The following is a 21,045-nucleotide window of genomic DNA, read 5'->3' as shown; positions in this document are numbered from 1 at the left end:
TTCCATAACCATTCCAAGAGGAAGCGACATGGCTGAAACGACCCCCATCCGCTACAGCTTCGGCGGTGATGAACACCTGTTTGCCGAGGTCAGCGACAGCATGTCGTTGGAGGCCTTTTTCAAGGGCATGGCGGTGACCCGAGCGGTGGAGCGCCTGGCGCTGGAAGGCGTGCTGGATGTGTGCCTGGCCAATGCCTCGTTCCAGATCCGCTTCGACCCCGACCGCATCGCGCCCCATGTGTTGCTCGACGCCGTGCAAAGCGCCGAAGCCCAGGCCGTGGCCGAACGCACCTTGCGCACGCGCATCATCGAAATCCCGGTGCTGTACAACGACCCCTGGACCCATGAAACCCTGATGCGTTTTCGCGATCGCCATCAAGACCCCAGCGGCACCGACCTGGAGTACGCCGCGCGCATCAATGGTCTGGCGGATGTGGACGCGTTTATCGCCGCTCACAGCGGCGCGCCGTGGTTTGTGTCGATGGTCGGGTTTGTCGCGGGTCTGCCGTTCATGTTCCAAATGGTCGAGCGTGAGCGGCAGTTGCAGGTGCCCAAATACCTGCGCCCGCGCACCGACACGCCCAAACTCACCCTCGGCCATGGTGGCTGCTTTGGGTGTATCTACTCGGTGCGCGGCGCTGGCGGTTACCAAATGTTCGGCGTGACCCCGGCACCGATCTACGACCCGGCGCAGCAGTTGGCCTACCTCAAGGAGCACATGGTGTTCTTTCGCCCCGGTGACATCGTGCAGTTCAAACCCATAGAACGTGATGCCTACGACCTGGCCGTCGCCGAGGTGGACGCAGGACGTTTCGATCTGCGCATCCGCCCGGTGGAATTTTCCCTCGACGCCTTTCTGGCCGATCCGGTGGGCTATCCGAAAACCCTGCAGGAGGCGCTGGCATGATCAAAGTCCTCAAACCCGGCCTCGCCACCTCTGTGCAGGACCTTGGCCGCGAAGGTTATTACCACTTGGGCATTCCGCCGTCGGGGGCGCTGGACCAATACGCGCTGAGCGCGGCCAACCATCTGGTGGGCAATCCGGTCGGTGCGGCGGGCCTGGAATGCACCTTGATCGGGCCTGAATTGGAATTCCAACAGGATGCGTTGGTGGCACTCAGCGGCGCGCTCATGTCGCCGCGCCTTGACGGTGAAGTGGTGCATCAGGACACCGCGTTCCAGGTGCGTGCCGGGCAGGTGCTGCGTTTCGAATTTCCCAAGGCCGGCGCACGGACTTACCTGGCGGTGGCCGGCGGCATTGATGTGCCCGTGGTGCTCGGCAGTCGTTCCACTTACACCCTGGGCGCGCTTGGTGGGTTTAAAGGTCGGCGCTTGCAGGAGGGTGATGAATTGCCCATCGGTGAGCTCTGCGGGCAGGGCCGGGCGGGCAACAGTTTGCCGATGGCCTTGCGCCGGTCGGTAGGGGGCGATATCACCCTGCGTGTGGTGCCTGGCCTGTATTACGAGCGCCTGACCGATGCCGCCAAAAGCAGCTTTTTTGCCGAACCGTGGACCGTGGGTTCCGAAGCGGACCGTATCGGCTATCGCTTCAAGGGCGGTAGCGCGTTGAGCTTTGAACCACGGGAACAGCCGTTTGGGGCGGGCTCGGATCCGTCGAATATTGTCGACAGTTGCTACCCCATCGGTTCTATCCAGGTACCGGCGGGGCTGGAGCCGATTGTGTTGCATCGAGATGCAGTGTCGGGCGGAGGCTACGCGATGATCGGCACGGTGATCAGTGCCGATCTGGATTTGATCGGGCAGATGCAGCCCAACCAGCGCGCGGGGTTTGTGGCGGTGACGCTGGAGGAGGCCCTTGAGGCGCGGCGGGTGTACAAGAAGCGGCTCAAGGCAATGACGGGACTTTTCAACAACTGACACAACACACATCCAACTGTGGGAGGGGGCAAACCCCCTTCCACAGTTTCAATCTATGTTGTGTCAGAAAAGTTGGGTGAACAGCCAGTAGAGGCTGCCAGACAGAAGAATCGCCGCCGGCAACGTCAGCACCCACGCCATCAGCAAATTGCGGATCGTCCGCATCTGCAACCCGGCACCATTGGCCACCATGGTCCCCGCCACACCGGATGACAGCACATGGGTTGTCGACACCGGCAACCCATACATATCTGCGGCCCCGATGGTCAGCATCGCCACTGTTTCCGCCGCCCCACCTTGGGCGTAGGTCATGTGGGTCTTGCCGATTTTCTCGCCCACCGTGACCACGATGCGCTTCCAGCCGACCATGGTGCCCAGGCCAAGCGCAATGGCCACCGCGATCTTCACCCAAAGCGGAATAAAGCGCGTGGCGTTGTCGATCTGTTGCTTGAACAGCTGCAGTTTGTCTTGGGTGTCGGCGTCGAAATTGCCGACCTTGCCCTTGTCCATCAGGCGAATGGTTTCGCTGGTCAGGTACATGTCGTTACGCACGTTGCCGACCGCCTCGGCGGGGACTTTGGCCAGGGAGCCGTAGCCTTTGACTTCTTCGCCGATATGCCCGGTGAGCGCGGCGAGGGCCGGCACCAGGTCCGGTGTGGCTTGCTTGGTGCGCACGTAGGTCGACAGGACGGGGCGCGGGTCGCCGGGCAATGCCTGCGCCGTGGTTTTCATCAGGGCGGCCTGGGTCACTTCGGCCACCGCCGCGAACTGCAAAGACTGTTCGGCGGGCATGGTGCGGTTCAACGCATAGGCCATGGGCAATGTGCCGACCAGAATCAGCATGATCAGGCCCATGCCTTTCTGCCCATCGTTGGAGCCGTGGGCGAACGACACGCCGGTGCAGGTGGCGATCAACATGCCGCGAATCCACCACGGCGGCGGAGTGTTGCCTTTGGGCGCCTTGTACAGCGACCGGTTCTTCACAAAGGCGCGCATGGCCAGCAGCAACAAGGCTGCAAACGCAAAGCCGATCAAGGGGGACAGTAGCAACGCATAACCAATCTTGGTCGCCTGGGCCCAATCTACCCCGCTGGTGCCGTCACGCCCGTGCATCAAGGCATTCGCCACGCCGACGCCGATGATCGAACCGATCAGCGTATGGGAGGACGAGGCCGGTAAACCCAGCCACCAGGTGCCGAGGTTCCACAGGATCGCAGCGATCAGCAGGGCGAAGATCATCGCGAAACCGGCCGATGAGCCCACCTGCAAAATCAGCTCCACCGGCAGCAGGGCGATGATGCCAAACGCCACCGCGCCGCTGGAGAGCAGCACGCCGAGGAAGTTGAAAAAGCCCGACCACACCACCGCGAAATGCGGTGGCAGCGAGTTGGTGTAGATCACCGTCGCGACGGCGTTGGCGGTGTCGTGGAAACCGTTGACGAACTCGAAGCCCAGAGCGATCAACAACGCGACGCCCAGCAGCAGGAACGGCGTCCAGGTGGTGACCACCGTGCCCAGTTCGTGCATGTCATGCATCAGGCTGTAGGCGGTGAACAACAGTCCCATGGCGAGGACGGCGAAGAAAATGATCACGGTCACCAGGCCAGGTTTCTTGTCCAGGCGCGGTTTTGAATCGACGGAAGATGAGTGCGTGGAGGCAGTCAGGGAAGGGGTGGCCATGCCGGAGCATCCAGGTGATGAAGGATGTCGTTCATAGTCATTGCAGAATGTTACAACGGTGCTGCCGCAGGTCAGTGTTTGGTCAATCAGGCACGCCATTAGTCTGTCTTGCAGCGCACACAGCCGCGAAACTCATAGACACCACCGATCCCTGTGGGAGATGTCGAGCTTCAGCGAGGCTTCGATGGCGGCGGCAGGGCTGGCAGAGGTGTTGGCTGACACATTCTCATCGGGAGCAAGCCCCCTCCCACAGCGGATCTCATTTCAATTTGAAAATCTGCGAAACGCCCAGCGCCCGGCAATCAAGGTAAAGGTCGCGACCAGCGCCACCAAAATCCAGAAGCCTTCCGGGTCTTGTGAAAGCGGCACGCCGCCGACGTTCATGCCAAAAAAACCGGCGATGATGTTGATCGGCAGTGCCAGCACCGTCACCACCGTAAGGGTGAACAGTGTGCGGCTGCTTTGCTCGTTGAGGTTGGCGGCGATCTCTTCCTGCAACAGTTTGATGCGTTCGCCCAGAGCCGTCAGGTCGTTGATGATCAGCGCAAACTCTTCGGTGGATTTGCGCAACTCCTTCACGTCTTCCTTTTGCAGCCATTGCGGCGGTCGGTTGAGCAGGCGCAGCAACGAGCCCGGCTCCAACGCCAGCAAGCGTTGCAGGCGCACCAGTACCCGGCGCGCGGCACCCAGTTCGGCGCGGTTGGTGGACAGGCGCGAGGACAGTAATTGGTCTTCGATATGGTCGACGCTGATGCTGGTATTGCGCACGATCTGCGTCAGCACTTCGCCCTGGTCGCGCAGCAAATGCACCAACAGTTCCAGTGGCGAGCGAAAGTGTTCTCCGGCCTTTACCGACGAGCGCAACTTGTCCACCGAGTGCAACGGTTGCAGCCGCGCGCTGATCAACAGGCGGCTGCGAGCGCATACCCACAGCGTGGAAATATCCGACGAGACCATGCTGCTGAAGTTGAACACCACGTCGTTGACCACCGCCAGCAAGGCCGAGTCGACGTGTTCGATGCGGGTGGAGCGCGAGCCCTCGTGAAGGGCCTCGAAAAACTCTTCAGGCAGTTCCAGGTGTGCCTGCATCCAGCGCTCGCAGGCGGCGTGGGCGAGGTTCAAGTGCAGCCACAAGAACTCCTCCGGGTCCTGCGGTTGCTTCAATGCCGCCAGGGCGGTAGCCGAGTCAATCTGCTCCCCCTTAACACCTGGGCGAAAACGAAAACCGTAAAGCAAGCCAAACAGATCGGAGTCCTGATGGCTGTGATCGATGCTGTGATTCATGGAGGCTCGCAGAGAAAAGGCCTGTAGGACATTTCACAGGTCGCGTGGCGAATAATTACAGGGTTGTTTGACATTTTTATGACAGTCGTTGGTTTATTTCGCATTCGTGACATTTTATTGACCATTTGTCCGAATCCCTTCAAGAAGGCTCTATTCCGGCCGATTCAGCTCATTAACAACCGTTAGGGATGTGCGGTGTCTTTGTCGACAGGGAGGTCAAGGCGTGCACACGCCACTTACCTGTATCGAGGCTTTCCCCGATGAATGTTTTGCGAACCTCCTTGAGAGCACAAATCCTGTCGCTGCTCGGTGGCAGCTTGCTGGCGATATTGTTGATCGCCCTGGCCTGTTTCAACTTCCTCTCCAACGGGGTGCAGAGTTATCGCAGTTTGATTGACGGGCCGTTGCTCACTTCGCAATTGATCGACGAAGCCAACCTGCAGTTCAAGGTGCAGGTGCAGGAATGGAAAAACGTGCTGCTGCGCGGCAAGCAGCCTCAGGATATGGAGAAATATTGGGGCCAGTTCCAGGACCGGCAGCGCGATGTGCAAAGTATCCTCGCTCGCCTGGTCACCCAGACCAGCAGCGACGCGCCGTTGAGCCGACGCATCGAAACCCTGCGCCTGGAGCACCAGCAACTGGGCGTGGCCTATCAGAAGGGCCGTGATGCCTATATGGCGGCGGGTGGTGATGCAACCGTCGGAGATACGGCAGTCAAAGGCGTAGACCGCGCCGCCAGTGAGCAGATGAGCGCTCTGGTCAGCGACCTGCGTGCCCAAGGCAGCCAGCAATCTCAGGCCATCAGTGCCTACGCCGAGCGCACCGTGCTGGTGGGGCTGGCGATTATGTTGCTGTCTGGTGTGCTGATCGGCCTGTTCAGCCTGTGGCTGATCAACCGCAACCTGATCCTGCCGATTCGTGGCTTGATCGACTACGTCACGCAACTCAGCCACGGCCGCTTTGCCGAGCGCGTGGCCAGCCGTCGTCAGGATGAACTGGGCCACCTGGCCGCCGCCGCGAATACGCTGCGCGACTTCCTCGCTGAAACCTTCAGCCGCTTGCAGCGCAGCGCCACCGACTTGGTCAGCGCCAGCGGCGAGTTGAACTCGATTGCCGGCCTGATGGCTACCGGCACCCAAGAACAATTCAACCGTACCGACCAAGTGGCCACGGCCATGACCGAAATGTCGGCCACAGCCCAGGAAGTCGCACGCCACGCTGCCAGTGCCTCGCGCGCGGCCGACGAGGCAGATCACTCGGCCCGCGAAGGCGGTGAAGTGATGAAGGTCACCATCGCTACCATCGGCCAGATGCGCACGGAAATCCTCAACACCGGCACCATCATCCGACGCCTGGAAGCTGACAGCGTACGTATCGGCAAAGTGTTGGAAGTGATTCGCGGCATCGCCGAGCAAACCAACCTGCTGGCGCTCAACGCCGCTATCGAGGCGGCGCGGGCGGGCGAGGCGGGGCGTGGTTTTGCAGTCGTCGCCGATGAAGTCCGCAGCCTGGCGCAACGCACGGCCGCGTCGATCATCGAGATCAACCAGATTATTCAGGCGGTGCAGACCGGCGCGATCGATGCGGCCGAGGCGATCGTCAGCGGCCAGTCGTGCAGCGATGACAGCGTGGAAAAAGTCAGCCAGGCCGGCGCCATGCTCGACCACATCACTCAGGCGGTGGAAGCGATCCGCGACATGAACCGCCAGATCGCCACGGCGGCCGAGGAGCAGACGTCGGTCGCCGAGGACATCTCGCGCAATATCACCCAGATCACCACCGTGGCCACGGCCAACCTCGACAACGTGCAACGCACCGAAGCCGCGAGCCACAATCTGCGCGGTTTGTCCGGTGAGTTGAATGAGGTGACGGCGCGCCTGGGCGCCTGATCAGCCGGTTGGCAGGCTGAAGCTAAACATCGTGCCGTGCTCCGCGGTGGTGGACACTTTGAGTTCACCGCCATGAGCTTCGGCAATCTGCTTGACGATATACAACCCCAGGCCCAGGCCGGCCTGGGGCGTGTTCGTCGCTGGGCGTGAGTAAGGCTCAAAGAGCCGGGGCAAGGCTTGCGCGCTTATCTGGCCGGCGTTTTTCACTGACAGGTGGAAATGGTCGTCCTCAACCTGCGCGCGCACCTCCACCGGGCCGTCATGGCTGCCATGGTGAATGGCATTGGCCACCAGATTAGACAGCAACTGCGCCAAGCGGTCGCGGTCGCCACTGACCCCTTGCAGATCACCGATATCCGCACGAATCTCGCGCTGCGGGTGCACGCTCTGCACTTCCGATACCACATGCTGCAACGCCGCCTGTAACCCCTGGCAGTCGCCGATGTTCAGTGGAATGCCGCTGCCCATGCGGCCCCTGGCGAAATCCAGCACGTCTTCCACTAACTGCGCGGCGCGTCGGCCGCTGGTGAGAATGTGCCGCACGAGGGTATCGGTGGCGGGGTCCGGGTATTTACGCAGCAGTCGTTCGGCACCGAAGTTAATTGCAAACAACGGGTTGCGCAGGTCATGGCCGAGCACGGCGATAAATTGCTCGCGCAGTTCGGCGGTACTGCGTTCTTCCTGCAATTGCGCTTGTGTTTGCTGCGCGGCTTCTTCGGCTTCGATCTGCAATGACAACACCCGCGCAAACGATTCCATGGTCGATCGGATCGTGCTGCTGCGCAGCATGGCGGGATTGGGGTCCAAGGCGCAGATCGTGCCGAAGAAGCGCCCGTCGGTGCGGAATACCGGCACCGAAATGTAGCTTTCGAAGTGGTACAGGCGCGGTGTGTGGTGGTCGTGGTAGATCGGGTCTTCGCTGGCCTTGTCGATCACCACGGAGATATGGGAACCGCGAATCTCGTGGCAAATGGTGGTGGTCAGGTCCAACTCGCCTCCGACGCCGAGGCCGAATCCCAGGCGGTCGAGTACAGCGCAGGCGGTCCAGGTTTCGTCGGTCACCCGCGCAACGGCGGCAAAGCGCAGGCCAGTCATGTCGCTGATCACTTGGAGCATTGCGGGAACGGCACTGATTCGGCCAATGGTGGCAATGTCGACGGCTTTTTGCTCCATGACGTGTTCTCGGTGTGCTGTGCGATGGCGTAATGCCCTGGCTGATGCGGGGAAGTCTAACGACCTTGAATTGAGTCGGGGGAATTTGATTCATAGCGACGGCGCTTTTTCCAGGCATTACTGACGAGCGCCCATAAAAAAACCGCGCCACCCGAAGGTGGCGCGGTTTTGAGGATTCAACTCAGGTGTCTTGCTTGTTTTCCAGCACGGCACCGGTCTTGGCATCGAGCTTGACTTCAAACTTCTTGCCAGCGGTGTCGGTCAGGTCTACGTCGTAGACATATTGATCGGCTACACCGTGTTTGTTGTCCAGCTCGGTGTCGGTAATTGTCGCGCCAGGGTGAGTGGCTACGGCCGCGGCGTTGAGCTTGTCAAAAGGCATCACTGCGCCGGATTTGACCAGGCCTTCAATATGATCCGGACGAACATCCGCTTGGGCCAGGCCGGCAGTCAGCGTCAGGGCAGTTGCGGCGAACAAAGTGGTCAAAGTTTTCATGGTGTATGTCCTTCTTTGGTGAGCTGTTTAAGTGGCGCCAGATTAACTGGCGCAACTTAATTCATCCTTAATGGCGCACTGACACCAACGATGCCTCAGTACTTATAGTCGTTGAGCAAATCCTGCACGCTGGACGACGGCCAGCGCTTGTAGAACTTCAGCAGCTCGGCGGCGCGGTTGGTGAAGATGCCGTCGACGCCGGCTTTCATCACTTTCTCGAAATCCACTGGCTCATCCACGGTGTAGACATGCACCAGCAGACCTTTGTCGTGGGTCAGCTTGTTCATTTCAGGCTTCACCAGGTCCGAATAGCTCTGGTCGCCGTGGTCGGTCAGCTCGGCGGATGGGCCGGTGCCGATGGCGCCGAGGCTCTTGGCTTCGTCGACCCATTTTTCGAACTCGGCGGCGTCTTTCGGTTCTTGCTTGGCGTAGTAGGCGGCCTTGGTCGGCTCGCCGGATTCGGCGAAGGTCTGCTTGGATTTCGGCTCGATGCTGCCTTCACCCACCCACAACAGCAGGATCTTCGGGGTGTTCGGCATTTCTTTCTGCAGCTCTTTGAGGCTGGCGGTCTCGAAGGTTTGCAGCACTACGCGGCCCTTGCCCTGGCCGACGCCGGTGTTGCTCTTGCCCAGCTTGGAGCCGGCGGAGCTCAACCAGCCTTTATCCAACAGCTTGTTTTTGAGGTCGGCTTCGATGCCCGGGAACTGCTTGGGCTCCTTGGTCTCGATGTACAGGCCGGGTTTGTGCTGCGGATTGCCTTCGGCGATCTTGATGATGTCGTCCAGGCTCAGGATCTTCAGACCGACGAAGCCTGGACGCGCACGGTCCGGGTAGGCGGCGTTGAACCAACTGCCGGCATCGAGGCTTTGCAGTTCCTTCCAAGTGAATTCGTTGGCCGGCGCGTCTTTACGCTCGGGAAACTTGGTGGCCACATCGGTGGTGCGCTGCAGGTTGTTGTCGTGCAGGGCGAACAACACGCCGTCCTTGCTGCGCTGCAGGTCCAGTTCCAGGTAGTCGGCACCCAGGTCGCGCGCAACTTTGTAGGCGGCGGCGGTGGATTCCGGAGCGTCGTAGGAGGCGCCTCGGTGAGCGATCACGGCAGGGTGGGGAATGCCTTCGTTGGTTGCCAATTCAGCCGGGCTGATCGGGTCGGCAGCCTGCGCCTGGCCAAGGCCGAGCATCAGGGCCAGCAGCAGGGCGCTCTTGGTAAACGTGACAGGCATATGCGAAGTCCTTTCGTGGAGGTAGCTTTTAGAAGGCCTCCTTTTTAACAATTGATTGCGAAAGGCGCTATCACCAAACCGACATTAACGTGCGCACCCGTCAATTTTCTCGGTTTTTTTGCCAGGCATTGCAGTACTCTTGACCGCAGCCGCCCCGCTAGAGGGCAGTACTTTCCGCCACGCGTGTAAACCATCTTTCCAGTCCCTGTGGGACTTTTCAGTGAGGTTTACCATGCGCATCACTTCCGAGCTTATCTGCCAGGCCGCCGACCAACTCCACGGATTTGTGGGCCTTAATCGCAAGACTGGCCAGTACATCGTACGTTTCAGCGAAGACTCCTTCGGCATGGACGTGGCCGATGACGGGATCATTCCTACCGCCGAATTTGTCTGGCTGCCCGCCCCCGAGCAGACCATGACCCTATCGCGTGAACGCATTCAGTTGCTGCTGGACCAAAACATCGATGACCGCATCAACATCACTGAGCCGCTGCGCGTGTATATGCGTCGGGTTGAGATTCCACAGATCAGTGCGTTGCGCAGTCTTGTGAGCTAGTTCGCTTCAAAACCGTAGGCCCGCTCCACCTTGCACACCCGTGTCTGAAATGCCGAGTACCAGGTGGCGCGGCCCAGCTCACGCACGTTCCGGTGCTCGGCCTGCTGCTTCCACGCCAGGATTGCCGCCTCGCTGCTCCAGTACGACACGGTAATCCCCAGGCCATCTTCCCGCGCCGATTCCACGCCCAGAAAACCAGGCTGCTGCCGTGCCAGTTCCAGCATGTGTGCGGCGGCCTCGCCGTAGCCGTGATCGCCCTCGGTGCGCAGTGAGCTGAAAATCACTGCGTAGTAGGGCGGGGTGGGTGTCTTGGCGATCATGCCGATTGCTCCTGGCACGCCTTGAGCAGGGCGATCGCCAGGGGCGGCGCGATGCCCTTGAGCGCCGCGCGTTCGGGCTGGAACAGAGTGGCGACGAAGAACGGATGGCCGAGCAATTCCACTGCTCGCAGGTCCCCTGCGCAGTCGTGGCCGGTGGCGATCAGATCGCCCTCCAGCAACGCGCTGGCGAATTCGGGGTTCACCCCGTAACGGCAACGATAACCTTCTTCAAGATCAAGGGTCCCGTAGGCCTCGGCGATACGCGTGTAGGGCATTAAACGTACGGTGTCGGTCGCCTCCACCAGCGCGCAGGTCAAGGGTGTGATCACGGCGCGTTTTGCGTCAGGAGCCACTTCACCGTGTTCGGCGTCGGCCCAACCCAGCGCGTTACGGGCATATTCCAGCAATGCATGTTGAAAACCACCGCAGGTGCCGAGCAATGGTCGGCGCTGCTCGCGGGCGAAGCGGATCGCCCGCAGTGCGCCATCGGTATCCCGGTAAGGGGTGGCGGGTACACACCAGAAACCGTCGAAGTCGTGCAGGGATTCCGGCAGGGTGTCGGTGTCGAGCCAGTGCACATCAACAGTCATGCCCAGCGTATCGGCCGCCCGTTGCAGGGCCACGGGAATGGCTTGGTGCGCGGTGACATGCGGGTTGTAATCGCCAATCAGCGCGAGGCGTAAGGGGGTGGCTTTCATCGTGTGCGTTCCATGGCTTGTTGTGGGCTGAGGCGCACTATAGATTGGCGTTCACGCAATCAATATTGGCGTTTGCCCATATGCTCAATGCACCGACGCACTATTCAATTGACTACGCTGACCTTTCGCTGATCCTTGCACTTGTGCGCGGCGGCTCCCTGGCGCGGGCGGCAGCGTTGTTGCGGGTGGATGTGTCCACGGTGTTTCGCGCGATACGACGCTTGGAGGCGGCACTGGGCCAGACACTGTTTGAAAAAAGCCGCGCCGGCTACCTGCCCACCAGCCTGGCCAACAACTTGGCGCAGCAGGCTGAACGCGCCGAACTGGCCCTCGAAGCGGCGCGTATCGGGGTGGAGCAGGGGGGCGAGGTGATCAGCGGCACAGTGCGCCTGACCTGTACTGACTTGGTGCTGCAAGGTCTGTTGCTGCCAGCATTGGCGCAGTTCATGCCGGACTACCCTGCGCTGATCCTGGAACTGAGCACCTCCAATGATTTCGCCAACCTCAGCCGCCGCGATGCAGATATCGCCCTACGCCTGACCAAGACTCCGCCTGAGCATCTCGTAGGACGTTGCCTCGGCACCGTGTCGTACCAAGTCTACGCAAGCGCCGACTATGCCCGCCGTCATGCAGGCCGTGAACTGGCCGACCTGACCTGGATCGCGCCGGATGACTTCCTGCCCGATCATCCCACCGTCGCCTGGCGCCGCGAACACTTGCCGGGAATTCGGCCCAGCTATCGCTGCAACAGCATGTTGTCGGTGACCGAATTGGTGCGGGCGGGAATGGGTGTGGCGGCGTTGCCGGACTTTCTGCTTGATGAGGGTCTGCAACCACTGGGCCCTGCATTGGCAGGGTATGACACGGCGCTGTGGTTGCTCACACGTCCCGATTGCCGGGCATTGCGCTCTGTGGTCACGTTGTTTGATGAGTTGGGACAGCATGTACGATTGCCGGATCGTTAGGTTTTTCGTACGAAGTGCTCATGCATTTCGCACGTCAGGCTTTCGATATGCTCGGTCAGTTGCTTGGTCATTTCCGTCAGTCGGGTGTTTTGCTCCAGCAATTCCAGCAGCTGTTTGGTGGTCTGAGCGGCCTGGGCCTGGCGTTCGGTATTGGCAGTGGCCAAGGCTTCGCGATGCTGTGCGTCGGCGTCTGACTGCGCCTTGTCTCGCGCAGCCTGGCGAGTCTGGGCCAACAGGATCAGCGGCGCGGCATAGGCCGATTGCAGGCTGAACGCCAGGTTGAGCAGGATGAACGGGTACACGTCGAAGTGAGTGATGCCGGTCGCATTCAGAACCACCCACAGCACCACAATCGCGGTTTGCGCGCCGAGGAAGGTCGGGGTGCCGAAGAAACGGGCGAAGGCTTCGGCCTTCAGCGCGAAGGTATCGTTACCGAAAGTCGGCGCCAGGTGAGCGTGGGGGCGGTGGAAACGCATGTGGTCAATAGGTGCGGTTTCAGGCTTCTCTGGGGTCATGGCGGGCTCGGGTCATCACGGTTAAGACGTTGGTTCACTATAGTCCTGGCGACCTGTCTTACACATGAATAACCCAAATCCTACTTAGTGGCGGACACGGTCATTGGCAAACGCACTCACCGCCTGTAATGCCTCGTTAGTGCCTTGGCGTATTTGCAGGATCACGGTGCCGGCGCGGTTGGCCAAGTCCACGCCCTGGGCTGCACGGTCGCGGGTACCGTCCATACTGTCGATGGCTTGGCGCGTTTCGTTCTGGATCATTGCGATCATGCTGGAAATTTCCGCCGTCGAACGGCTTGTGCGTGCGGCCAGTTGCCGAACTTCATCGGCCACCACGGCAAACCCACGCCCTTGCTCACCCGCGCGCGCCGCCTCGATGGCCGCGTTGAGCGCCAACAGGTTGGTCTGGTCGGCGATGCCGCCAATGGTGTTGACGATGGCGGTGATCTGCTGCGAACGCTCACCCAGCTTGGCGATCAGTTGCGAAGAACCGTCGATGTCTGAGGCAATTTCGCGCATGCCGTTGGCACTTTGCTGAATCACTTCGGCGCCTTTTTCCGCGATGTCCTGGGTGTTCAGGGAAATGTGATACGCCTGAGACGCGCTTGCCGCATCGGCGGCATGTTGCTCCACCTTGGCGGTCACGTCCGAGGCGAATTTCACCACTTTGCACAGGCGCCCGCTGGCGTCATATACCGGGTTGTAGTTGGCTTCAAGCCACACCGTCCGGCCGTTCTTATCCACGCGTTCGAATTGGCCGCTGAACAGCTCACCTTGGTTGAGGCGCTTCCAGAACTCGGTGTAGGCCGAACTGTTGGCCAGCTCCGCAGAACAGAACAGGCGATGATGCTTGCCCTGGATTTGCGCGAGGCTATAGCCCATGCGCTGCAGGAAGTTAGCGTTGGCCGTGATGATGGTGCCGTCGAGGTTGAACTCGATCACCGCCATGGCCCGGTCGATCGCCTCCAATTTGGCGCTGGCTTCGCTCTCGGCTTGCAGGCGCGGGGTCACGTCCAAGGCGAACTTAACCACCTTTATCACGTGCCCTGCCTCATCACGGACTGGGTTGTAGCTGGCTTCCAGCCACACCGATTCCCCATTGCTCGCCTGGCGTTCGAACGTTCCGGACTGAAATTGGCCATTGCGCAGGTTCGACCACAACTGGTGATACTCGGCGCTGCGGGCGAACGCCGGTGTGCAGAACATTCGATGGGGCTTGCCCACAACTTGCTCTGCGCGATAGCCCATGGTGTTGAGGAAATTGTCATTGGCCCGCAGTACATTGCCTTGCGGATCGAATTCGATCACCGCCATGGAGCGCTCGATGGCATCCAGCATGCTGGCCTGGTGGGAAACCGTGTTTTGCAGGGCGTTGATGGTTTTTTTATGGGTGTTGAATAGCATGGTAGCGGCTCGGGCAGGCAGCGTCTGAGTTTTCCATGTATAGGCGCCTGCCCCGTACGGCGCTCGGCCTACGGTTGACGTGCTCATTGTCGGCTTCCTGCTGCCGACAGAGGGAGGTGGAACAAGGGATTCAGAGTGATCAGATTGCCAAGAAGTTCGCCCCAAGGGCAGGACCTTTTTTGGGTAGGCGACAGATGGTGGCTCTGTGCTATCTCCGCGGGTGCGCTGGAGGCTGTATCAGGCCGAATAGGCGACTCTTTCGTCGCTGACATTCACCCGGTTGCGGCCGTTATCTTTCGCTGCATATAGCGCTCGATCTGCCGCATTCAGCCACATAGCGGCGCTGGTGAAGGAGGGCTGAAAGTCCGCCAAGCCAATGCTCAGGCTCACGCGCAGCTCAGGGATGTGTGGGGCGCGGTATTTGCTGAAGGTTTCGCGCATGCGCTCCATCACCTGTGCGGCTTCTTCTTGGTTCATTCGCGGAAGAATCACACAGAACTCGTCGCCCCCGTAACGTCCAGCCAAGTCGTTTTCCCGCAAGTGGCGCCTTAATTCCAAGCTCAACTGGCGCAGCACGGCGTCGCCGGCGATATGGCCATGAGTGTCGTTAATCTGTTTGAAGTGATCGATATCGATCAGCGCAATAGTGCCGTGGGTTTGTTGTTGCTGGCACTTGTGGAACTTGAGGTGCAACAAGTCTTTCCAGGACCCGTGATTGAGTAATCCCGTGAGGCTGTCGATGCGGCTCAAGGCACGGAGGGCGCGTTTGTGGTCCGAGAGTTTGATCGCCAATTGATAGCAGATCATGCCGATGGCCATGGGGTAGAAGGTCAGCATCGGCAGGCACGCGTAGACCTGGACCACGCTGATGCCAGGGTTGAAGTGCAGGCCAAACAGCAAAACAGCGACGCCGGCGCCGAGCAGTTGCGCCAGTGCTCCGCGTAACAGCAGGTATCTGCCGCCGGCGGCGACGTTGTTCATGGACACCATGGACAGCAAGGTCACGGTGGTTAACGGCGCGAACTGCAACGTCGCGACCCAAAAGCCGCTGAATAACGCGTCGTACACCAGATTGCGTCGCTCGGCGTCGTAGGGGACTTTGGCGCGGGTCGCCAGTTGATACGCGAGGTGCGGCCAGACAAAACCATTGGCCAACAGCGCTGCCCAGACCCACCCCGGCATCGCCAACGGATACAGGGCGGCTATTACACTGATGCTGCACATGGCAGAGCCGATGATTCTGGGCCTGTAGATGCGCCTGGCAAACGAGAGTCCTTTGCCTTGTCTGTTTTCCATAAAGTCCTGATTGAGCTGCTTTTCTACCTATATGAAGGCGCACGTTCGCTGGATGAACCGTTGATCGGATAAGGCCGATGAATATTGTCAGTTATTCCCGTGGGAATAATCAGTGTCCTTCCAGGCCATTTACGCAAAACAGAGGGCGAAAGCGTCAAATACGACCTTAAGTGTCGCTTACACAACAGGCATTACTGGGCGGGTGTGGGCCTGACTTCGTAGCCGGCCAGGAACAGGTCAATGGCGGACTCGATCACGCTGGCCTGGTTGGCGGCGTCCAGGGTTGGTTGGCCGAGGGTAATCTGCGGCCAGAATGCGAAGGCTTTGAGCAGACTCTGGATCTGATGGGCGGCAAATGCCGGGTCGGTGCAGGAGAGACGGCCGTCTTCCTGGGCGGCGCGCACCCACTGGGTGAAGCCTTCTTCGCGCTGGCTCAGGCGGGTAACCATGTCTTGCGCACGTTCCGGCGAATGAATGGTAGCCGCGATGGCGACTCTGGCGAGATCGAGGAAGTTGGCGTCCGACATCATCTTCATCTTTGCCTCCAGCAATCCGCGCAATTGCTCACGCAGCGGGCGGTCGCTGGCATAGCAGACGTCAAGCTGAGCGACGCTGCTGGCCCAGAGCTGGTGGAGAATCTCGGCGAACAACTCTTCCTTGCTGGGAAAGTGGTTGTACACCGTGCGCTTAGAAACGCCGGCGGTGGCGGCGATCTTGTCCATGCTGGTGACCTCGAAACCGTTATCGCGAAACTCAGCGATGGCAGCAGCCACGATGGCTTGGCGTTTACGGTCGGTGAGGCGTTGAGGGGCAGTCATGGATGGCGCTCAGCTCTTGAAGGAAAATTACACTCGGTAGTTTACTTGCTCCCTGTTTTGTTGCAATCTTGAAACTACACTGTGCAGTGTAATTTATGAGCGGACCGTAGGAGTCACTCTGCAATGGCCACCATCTCACCCCGCGTCGACCGCACGTCTGCAGCGCTCAAGCCAGCAGAGCAGGGCAAGGCGCACTTCAGCAACGACGCCCCTGTGCAACATGGCGGGCTTGGCAAAACGTTGCGTATTTTTTGGAACATGGTGTTTAACAAGCCGCGCACCACGCGACCGGTGGGGGCGATTCCGGTAGAGCCGCTGACGCGCGAGCAACTGTTGGCGGCGCCTGATCACAGCGTATTTCGCTTGGGGCATTCCACTGTATTGCTGAAAATGCGCGGTAAGTTCTGGGTGACCGACCCGGTGTTCGCCGAGCGTGCCTCCCCATTCAGTTGGGCCGGCCCCAAACGCTTCCATCAGCCGCCGATCAGCCTTGAAGAGCTGCCTGATCTCGAAGCGGTGATTCTTTCCCACAACCATTACGACCATCTGGACCGCAAGGCTGTCGTCCAATTGGCCAACAAGACCCGTCATTTTCTAGCACCGCTTGGCGTGGGTGACATTTTGATCAAGTGGGGTGTCGACGCCAGCAAGGTTCGCCAACTGGACTGGTGGCAGGGCACCGAGGTAGACGGCATCCGTTTTGTGGCCACGCCGGCTCAGCACTTTTCCGGGCGTGGCCTGTTTGATGCCAATCAGACCCTATGGTGTTCGTGGGTGATGATCGACGGTGCGCGGAGGATTTTCTTCAGCGGTGACACGGGTTACTTCGATGGCTTCAAGCGCATCGGCGAGCAATACGGCCCGTTCGATCTGACGCTGATGGAAACCGGTGCTTACAACGTTGATTGGCCCCATGTGCACATGCAGCCGGAGCAAACCCTACAAGCGCACATCGACCTCAAGGGCCGCTGGTTGCTGCCGATCCACAACGGTACCTTCGACCTGGCGTTTCATGCCTGGCATGAACCGTTTGACCGCATCATGGCGCTGGCTTGGGAGCGTAATGTGTCGATCACTACGCCACCCATGGGCCAGGCGTTCAGCTTGAATCAGCCTGAGCGTGGGTATGCATGGTGGCTGGAAGTTGAAACTCAAAAAGATGCACAAGAGCAGCTTTTGAGCTGATGGAAGAGGTGTGGGAAAAAGGAGTTTTCATGTTGTTTCAGGGCTGCGACACACGCCAGTGAAGGATGCGATGATCCCCGGAAAATCACGGTTCAGGGGGTAGTTTTGGTGGAAAAAAAATGCAGTAAACATCCGCGAACAGAGGCGGTTTGCCAGTTAGGGCAGCCGCTGGCTGCACTCATGGATATAGCCGGTCGGGCAACGTCGTGCCACGCTCCGTCCTCTGAGCAGCCCCCTCCCCGCAACATCGCTTTTTGTGGCGATCCACACGTTCAAGTCCATCCCAGGGATGGCGTACTGATCCCCGGATATAACGCGCCGGCCCTGCCGATAAAACCCGTGCGTGACCCCTCATTGACGCTGATTGCCTTGAGCGGCATCGAACCCGAGGGACCGGTGATGGTGGAGGTGCCTCTGGTGCAGAACAACAGCACTTTTACTGCCCTCAGCATGCTGGCTGGCCGGCGCGTAGGTTTTGCCGACCGATATGAGCGCAACGGTGATCAAGAACCCCTCAAGCATCGGGCGCCGTTCCTGCGAGCGTTGGAGCAATTACGACAGGCCGGGGCGCTCCTTGTACCGGTGTCTGCACAACAGGTCGATGGCTCGCTGCAATTCGACCTCCACACGCGTAACGAAATCGACGACCTTATGACTGAGCATCGGCTGGATGCGCTGGTCTCGGACAGTCAGAGTGCCGCGTTCCATCAGGCTTGTTGGAGTGGATACCCAAGGCTGGGCGAGCCTTTGGGAGCCGGGGCTACGTTGTGGTTCTACGGTGCAAGATGGTCGAAGGATTCACTGGCAGTCCTGGTGCAGGGGTATCGCAGTGTTCGTGGCCATGCAGATGCACGGTAGGGGCTGACTGTGGCGTCGGGCAATCCCACTCGTTGATCTCCCTACGTAGCGTGCGCCGGCATGAGACCTGGTTAAAGGTGCCGGCTGGTCCGCTGACTTGGATAGGCTTTACGCACCATTCGGCTGGGCATTGGGAGAGTCTATTGATGCGGTGGTTGAGCCCATCAGCCGAGACATGATGCCCTGTGCCACGGGTTCAGGTGGCGTGATATTAAGGCGGCGCGCACTCATTCCCCAGCCCGGCGCAAAGCCTGGGAAAAATACCAGCCCTTCAGCCTCCAGCCGAAACGCCAGCGCCAGGCGCGTTGCATCATCGCTGTCACCCTGGCTTTCAAACCGTTGAATAGCCTCCACCGCCACACCGACATGACGGGCCAGGTCTTCCCGACTCCAGCCCAGCATCGCGCGGGCCTGTGCGCTGTGTTTGGCGGTGAATTGGTGCAGGACGATCTGCTGTTCTACGAAAGAGCTCATTGCCAGAGAGGACATGGGGTTTCTCCAGGGTTCGACGGGGGAGGACAAACTATACTGTGTTTTTGTACAGTTGTTTTGACCGCTCATCAACTGGATTTTTCCGATGGCTTTTTACCACTGGCTATTCCAACCCCGGCGCCTCCCGAATAATCAGGTGATCCAGGTTCTCGATATCCGCGCTGAACACCCCGAACGTTTGCTCGGGATTCTTCTTGCTGGGCACATGCTTGAGCTCTGGCGTCACCCCGTAGAAGAAGCAATACAGCGCACGCTGACTGTCCACTGCCGCCTTGATCTGTTCTAGGAACGCCGTGCGCTTGCGGTAGTTTTCGATGAGTTTTTTGCTCAGATAAACGTTGACCGAGTAGGGCTTCTTGTCGAGCCACACCTTCTTTTCGAAGTCGATGCGAAAGCTGCTGGTGTAGTCCTTGATCGCTTTAATCTTGCCCCAATAGATCAGGCCCTTGCTGTCTTGCAGGTATTCGATCTTCTTGAAAAACGTCCAGTAGGTCGCGGTGTGATCGCCGATTTTCAGCGGCATGCGCTTGAGCGTGTCCTTGTCGTCGATGTTGGACACGTAACATTCCACCGGGTGGGCGAATACGCTGGTTTTATCCGGGGTGGTGTCGCTGGAACTGACGGACGTGCTGGTTCGGTTTGAAGGTGTTTTCGCAGGTGACGCTGGGATTTGAGCTTCGGCACCGGTCACCGGAGTGTTGCGCGGGTACGTTCGTCGGGTCAGTACAAATTCCGACGGGAAATGGTCTTCGCGCTCGTCTTCAGTTTCCCCCGCAGCGCCCCTGTGCGTGCTGGCATAGCGGCAGCCCTCGATATGCTGGGTGCTGGTTTTGTTCTTGAAGTGCGGCGTGCGCACATAGTTGACGTTTTTTGCATTGAATGTGCTCAACGCATTGCCCGTATCGAACGTCCCTCGGCACGCATCGTTGGGGCAGAGGAAATGGTCAGTGTCGGAGTCGTATACGGCAGTTTCGTCGAAATTCAGGTCACGCACGTCGTAGATCGACAGCTTGTCATCGAGACTCAAACTGTAGGCTGTGTCGAATTTCATGAGGCTCGGGTCCGTGAGAAGTTTCGCTATTAATAGCGGGATCCCATGTAAATATCAGCAAGAACCTGCAACCCGCCGCCCACTCAGGAAACACAAGGTGCCACCCACAGCTGTCAGTGCGCCCAAGGCATAGAACATGCTGGTGGGCGCCGCATTGATCAGCAAGTACCCACAAATCACCGGGCTCAACGCTCCGCCAAAGGCGGCCAGGTTCTGTGCACCGTAGTAACTGCCGCGCAGGGTGTCGGGGGCGATGGTGTCGATGAACAGGAACTCCGAGGGGTAGATGATCATCTCGCCCAAGGTGAATACAAACATCGCCAGGCACCAGGTGACCAAGCTGTCCGCCAGGCTGAAACCGATCAAACCGGCAATGAACAGCAACGTCCCCAGCACGATCCAGTAGCGCAGCTGTTCACGCTTGAGAAACCGGCCTATCTGGTACTGCATCAAAATCACCGTAATGGCATTGCATGCCAGCACCGCCGAGAGAATCTTCAGAGCTTGCGCAGGCTTGTAGGCCACCAGCAGAAATTGCGACAGATACAGGGTGTAGCGCCCGTGGACAATGGTGCTTAACAGGCTGCCACCGGTGAACAGAATCAAGGTACGGTCGCTGCGCAATGTGCGCAGGGTGCTGAGAAAGCTCAGCGGTTTGTTGCTTTCGTCCCGTTGAGTCGGTGGGATGCCGATCATCAGGAACACACTGCAGAAGGCAATTGCGCTGGCGATCAGGAACGGCGCCAACTGCATGTGCCCCGCAATTACTACACCCACCATGGGGCCCATGGCGTAGCCGACGTTGGTGAGGGTGTAGCGCAGGGAAAACACCTTGGCACGCTCACCCACTGGCAGATTTTCGCTGATGATCGCTTTGGAGCCAATCAGGAACAGCGCCGACGCGGCTTCGGTGATTACCAGGGTCAGTGTCGTCAGGTAGAGGTTGCTGGCAAAGGTCAGCAACAGAAAACCGATGGCGCTGGAGAGCATGGCCAGGATCAGCAGCTTGCGCTTTTCCAGGCGGTCGATGATGTAGCCGCCGTACAGGCCCAGCAGCGTGGCGATAAACACGGCGATCCCCATCAGCAGACCGATGTCCTGCTGGTTGAGGCCCAGGCGCGTGCTCAGCAGCAGGGCCAGCAACGGGCTGGTCATGGCGCGGCTGACCACGATGGTCACCGAGCAAATCATCAGGCGGCGGATTACCAGGGAGTAGGTGGCCACGGTGGGGCGGATGTCCTTGTTATCTTTTTTGAACAACAAA

The 21,045-nt window shown here is 59.5% G+C and carries 21 protein-coding genes; 7 read left to right on the top strand and 14 right to left on the bottom strand.

Annotation, left to right across the window (positions count from 1 at the left end; translation table 11 throughout):
• Positions 1-28 precede the first annotated feature (28 nt).
• Together LRO94_RS22230 and LRO94_RS22225 are read left to right on the top strand one after the other, a co-directional pair.
• Entirely contained in the window at positions 29-907 is an 879-nt protein-coding gene (locus LRO94_RS22230; protein WP_122753097.1) for a 5-oxoprolinase subunit B family protein, read from the top strand.
• The gene (locus LRO94_RS22225) at positions 904-1,878 is read left to right on the top strand and encodes a 5-oxoprolinase subunit C family protein (protein ID WP_032891050.1); all 975 of its coding nucleotides are present in this window, start codon (positions 904-906) and stop codon (positions 1,876-1,878) included. Before LRO94_RS22230 ends, LRO94_RS22225 begins: the two co-directional genes overlap by 4 nt.
• A 63-nt stretch (positions 1,879-1,941) precedes the next feature.
• On the opposite strand, the gene LRO94_RS22220 is transcribed toward LRO94_RS22225, so the two are convergent.
• Both LRO94_RS22220 and LRO94_RS22215 read right to left on the bottom strand, forming a co-directional pair.
• Positions 1,942-3,558 carry an inorganic phosphate transporter gene (locus LRO94_RS22220; RefSeq protein WP_032891052.1) on the bottom strand — a complete coding sequence of 539 codons (1,617 nt, stop codon included), beginning with the start codon at positions 3,556-3,558 and terminating at the stop codon, positions 1,942-1,944.
• Positions 3,559-3,822: 264 nt separating this feature from the next.
• A complete protein-coding gene (locus LRO94_RS22215; RefSeq protein WP_179179961.1) occupies positions 3,823-4,842 on the bottom strand; it encodes a transporter in 1,020 nt (339 codons plus the stop codon).
• 260 nt (positions 4,843-5,102) lie between these two features.
• Here LRO94_RS22215 and LRO94_RS22210 point away from each other — a divergent pair, with 260 nt between their 5' ends.
• Positions 5,103-6,731: a methyl-accepting chemotaxis protein gene (locus LRO94_RS22210; RefSeq protein ID WP_032891055.1), complete on the top strand. Its 1,629-nt coding sequence runs from the start codon at positions 5,103-5,105 to the stop codon at positions 6,729-6,731.
• On the opposite strand, the gene LRO94_RS22205 is transcribed toward LRO94_RS22210, so the two are convergent.
• The 3 genes from LRO94_RS22205 to LRO94_RS22195 all read right to left on the bottom strand — a co-directional run bounded on the left by LRO94_RS22205 (position 6,732) and on the right by LRO94_RS22195 (position 9,623).
• Positions 6,732-7,904 carry a GAF domain-containing sensor histidine kinase gene (locus LRO94_RS22205; protein ID WP_032891057.1) on the bottom strand — a complete coding sequence of 391 codons (1,173 nt, stop codon included), beginning with the start codon at positions 7,902-7,904 and terminating at the stop codon, positions 6,732-6,734. It abuts the gene before it with no gap.
• A 181-nt stretch (positions 7,905-8,085) separates the two neighbouring features.
• Positions 8,086-8,400 (bottom strand): PepSY domain-containing protein, encoded by a 315-nt coding sequence (locus LRO94_RS22200; RefSeq protein ID WP_032891059.1) that lies wholly within the window; start codon positions 8,398-8,400, stop codon positions 8,086-8,088.
• A 95-nt stretch (positions 8,401-8,495) separates the two neighbouring features.
• Positions 8,496-9,623: a glycerophosphodiester phosphodiesterase family protein gene (locus tag LRO94_RS22195; RefSeq protein ID WP_032891060.1), complete on the bottom strand. Its 1,128-nt coding sequence runs from the start codon at positions 9,621-9,623 to the stop codon at positions 8,496-8,498.
• 232 nt (positions 9,624-9,855) lie between these two features.
• On the opposite strand from LRO94_RS22195, the gene LRO94_RS22190 reads away from it, so the two are divergent.
• Positions 9,856-10,179 (top strand): DUF2025 family protein, encoded by a 324-nt coding sequence (locus LRO94_RS22190; RefSeq protein ID WP_032891062.1) that lies wholly within the window; start codon positions 9,856-9,858, stop codon positions 10,177-10,179.
• Here LRO94_RS22190 and LRO94_RS22185 read toward each other — a convergent pair.
• Positions 10,176-10,499, bottom strand: a complete 324-nt coding sequence (locus LRO94_RS22185; protein WP_179179962.1) for an antibiotic biosynthesis monooxygenase family protein — start codon at positions 10,497-10,499, stop codon at positions 10,176-10,178. The genes LRO94_RS22190 and LRO94_RS22185 overlap by 4 nt on opposite strands.
• Entirely contained in the window at positions 10,496-11,197 is a 702-nt protein-coding gene (locus tag LRO94_RS22180) for a CTP synthase C-terminal region-related (seleno)protein (protein ID WP_179179963.1), read from the bottom strand. Before LRO94_RS22180 ends, LRO94_RS22185 begins: the two co-directional genes overlap by 4 nt.
• Positions 11,198-11,277: 80 nt before the next feature.
• Here LRO94_RS22180 and LRO94_RS22175 point away from each other — a divergent pair, with 80 nt between their 5' ends.
• Positions 11,278-12,162: a LysR family transcriptional regulator gene (locus LRO94_RS22175; RefSeq protein ID WP_179180115.1), complete on the top strand. Its 885-nt coding sequence runs from the start codon at positions 11,278-11,280 to the stop codon at positions 12,160-12,162.
• Here the strand turns inward: LRO94_RS22175 and LRO94_RS22170 are convergent.
• The 4 genes from LRO94_RS22170 to LRO94_RS22155 form a co-directional block, all read right to left on the bottom strand.
• On the bottom strand, positions 12,159-12,677 hold the full coding sequence (locus LRO94_RS22170) for a DUF1003 domain-containing protein (RefSeq protein ID WP_032891067.1): 519 nt from the start codon (positions 12,675-12,677) through the stop codon (positions 12,159-12,161). The genes LRO94_RS22175 and LRO94_RS22170 overlap by 4 nt on opposite strands.
• 84 nt (positions 12,678-12,761) lie before the next feature.
• On the bottom strand, positions 12,762-14,081 hold the full coding sequence (locus LRO94_RS22165; RefSeq protein ID WP_179179964.1) for a methyl-accepting chemotaxis protein: 1,320 nt from the start codon (positions 14,079-14,081) through the stop codon (positions 12,762-12,764).
• Between the two features lie 237 nt (positions 14,082-14,318).
• Positions 14,319-15,377 carry a diguanylate cyclase gene (locus LRO94_RS22160; protein WP_179179965.1) on the bottom strand — a complete coding sequence of 353 codons (1,059 nt, stop codon included), beginning with the start codon at positions 15,375-15,377 and terminating at the stop codon, positions 14,319-14,321.
• Between the two features lie 191 nt (positions 15,378-15,568).
• Positions 15,569-16,195 (bottom strand): TetR/AcrR family transcriptional regulator, encoded by a 627-nt coding sequence (locus LRO94_RS22155; protein ID WP_032891070.1) that lies wholly within the window; start codon positions 16,193-16,195, stop codon positions 15,569-15,571.
• A gap of 123 nt (positions 16,196-16,318) precedes the next feature.
• Here LRO94_RS22155 and LRO94_RS22150 point away from each other — a divergent pair, with 123 nt between their 5' ends.
• Positions 16,319-17,380, top strand: a complete 1,062-nt coding sequence (locus tag LRO94_RS22150) for an MBL fold metallo-hydrolase (protein WP_032891071.1) — start codon at positions 16,319-16,321, stop codon at positions 17,378-17,380.
• Positions 17,381-17,719: 339 nt separating this feature from the next.
• Positions 17,720-18,238 (top strand): hypothetical protein, encoded by a 519-nt coding sequence (locus tag LRO94_RS22145; RefSeq protein WP_081797863.1) that lies wholly within the window; start codon positions 17,720-17,722, stop codon positions 18,236-18,238.
• A 108-nt stretch (positions 18,239-18,346) separates the two neighbouring features.
• Here LRO94_RS22145 and LRO94_RS22140 read toward each other — a convergent pair whose 3' ends face one another.
• The 3 genes from LRO94_RS22140 to LRO94_RS22130 all read right to left on the bottom strand — a co-directional run bounded on the left by LRO94_RS22140 (position 18,347) and on the right by LRO94_RS22130 (position 21,005).
• Positions 18,347-18,727, bottom strand: coding sequence for a helix-turn-helix domain-containing protein (locus tag LRO94_RS22140; protein ID WP_032891073.1), 381 nt, complete (start codon positions 18,725-18,727; stop codon positions 18,347-18,349).
• 106 nt (positions 18,728-18,833) lie between these two features.
• The gene (locus LRO94_RS22135) at positions 18,834-19,781 is read right to left on the bottom strand and encodes a hypothetical protein (protein WP_122680728.1); all 948 of its coding nucleotides are present in this window, start codon (positions 19,779-19,781) and stop codon (positions 18,834-18,836) included.
• Between the two features lie 54 nt (positions 19,782-19,835).
• Positions 19,836-21,005 carry an MFS transporter gene (locus LRO94_RS22130; protein WP_179180116.1) on the bottom strand — a complete coding sequence of 390 codons (1,170 nt, stop codon included), beginning with the start codon at positions 21,003-21,005 and terminating at the stop codon, positions 19,836-19,838.
• Positions 21,006-21,045 lie beyond the last annotated feature (40 nt).

Source organism: Pseudomonas sivasensis, assembly GCF_021391435.1.
Lineage (GTDB): Bacteria > Pseudomonadota > Gammaproteobacteria > Pseudomonadales > Pseudomonadaceae > Aquipseudomonas > Aquipseudomonas sivasensis.
Note: the sequence above shows the minus strand (reverse complement) of the source record. Positions and strands in the feature narration are given on the sequence as shown.

Excerpts from the sequence above, each read along its gene's own strand:
- LRO94_RS22230 (WP_122753097.1), top strand. The coding sequence starts at position 29 with ATGGCTGAAACGACCCCCATCCGCTACAGCTTCGGCGGTGATGAACAC.
- LRO94_RS22215 (WP_179179961.1), bottom strand. The coding sequence starts at position 4,842 with ATGAATCACAGCATCGATCACAGCCATCAGGACTCCGATCTGTTTGGC.
- LRO94_RS22170 (WP_032891067.1), bottom strand. The coding sequence starts at position 12,677 with ATGACCCCAGAGAAGCCTGAAACCGCACCTATTGACCACATGCGTTTC.
- LRO94_RS22195 (WP_032891060.1), bottom strand. The coding sequence starts at position 9,623 with ATGCCTGTCACGTTTACCAAGAGCGCCCTGCTGCTGGCCCTGATGCTC.
- LRO94_RS22185 (WP_179179962.1), bottom strand. The coding sequence starts at position 10,499 with ATGATCGCCAAGACACCCACCCCGCCCTACTACGCAGTGATTTTCAGC.
- LRO94_RS22210 (WP_032891055.1), top strand. The coding sequence starts at position 5,103 with ATGAATGTTTTGCGAACCTCCTTGAGAGCACAAATCCTGTCGCTGCTC.
- LRO94_RS22200 (WP_032891059.1), bottom strand. The coding sequence starts at position 8,400 with ATGAAAACTTTGACCACTTTGTTCGCCGCAACTGCCCTGACGCTGACT.
- LRO94_RS22225 (WP_032891050.1), top strand. The coding sequence starts at position 904 with ATGATCAAAGTCCTCAAACCCGGCCTCGCCACCTCTGTGCAGGACCTT.
- LRO94_RS22165 (WP_179179964.1), bottom strand. The coding sequence starts at position 14,081 with ATGCTATTCAACACCCATAAAAAAACCATCAACGCCCTGCAAAACACG.
- LRO94_RS22190 (WP_032891062.1), top strand. The coding sequence starts at position 9,856 with ATGCGCATCACTTCCGAGCTTATCTGCCAGGCCGCCGACCAACTCCAC.
- LRO94_RS22180 (WP_179179963.1), bottom strand. The coding sequence starts at position 11,197 with ATGAAAGCCACCCCCTTACGCCTCGCGCTGATTGGCGATTACAACCCG.
- LRO94_RS22160 (WP_179179965.1), bottom strand. The coding sequence starts at position 15,377 with ATGGAAAACAGACAAGGCAAAGGACTCTCGTTTGCCAGGCGCATCTAC.
- LRO94_RS22205 (WP_032891057.1), bottom strand. The coding sequence starts at position 7,904 with ATGGAGCAAAAAGCCGTCGACATTGCCACCATTGGCCGAATCAGTGCC.
- LRO94_RS22135 (WP_122680728.1), bottom strand. The coding sequence starts at position 19,781 with ATGAAATTCGACACAGCCTACAGTTTGAGTCTCGATGACAAGCTGTCG.
- LRO94_RS22155 (WP_032891070.1), bottom strand. The coding sequence starts at position 16,195 with ATGACTGCCCCTCAACGCCTCACCGACCGTAAACGCCAAGCCATCGTG.
- LRO94_RS22150 (WP_032891071.1), top strand. The coding sequence starts at position 16,319 with ATGGCCACCATCTCACCCCGCGTCGACCGCACGTCTGCAGCGCTCAAG.
- LRO94_RS22140 (WP_032891073.1), bottom strand. The coding sequence starts at position 18,727 with ATGTCCTCTCTGGCAATGAGCTCTTTCGTAGAACAGCAGATCGTCCTG.
- LRO94_RS22175 (WP_179180115.1), top strand. The coding sequence starts at position 11,278 with ATGCTCAATGCACCGACGCACTATTCAATTGACTACGCTGACCTTTCG.
- LRO94_RS22220 (WP_032891052.1), bottom strand. The coding sequence starts at position 3,558 with ATGGCCACCCCTTCCCTGACTGCCTCCACGCACTCATCTTCCGTCGAT.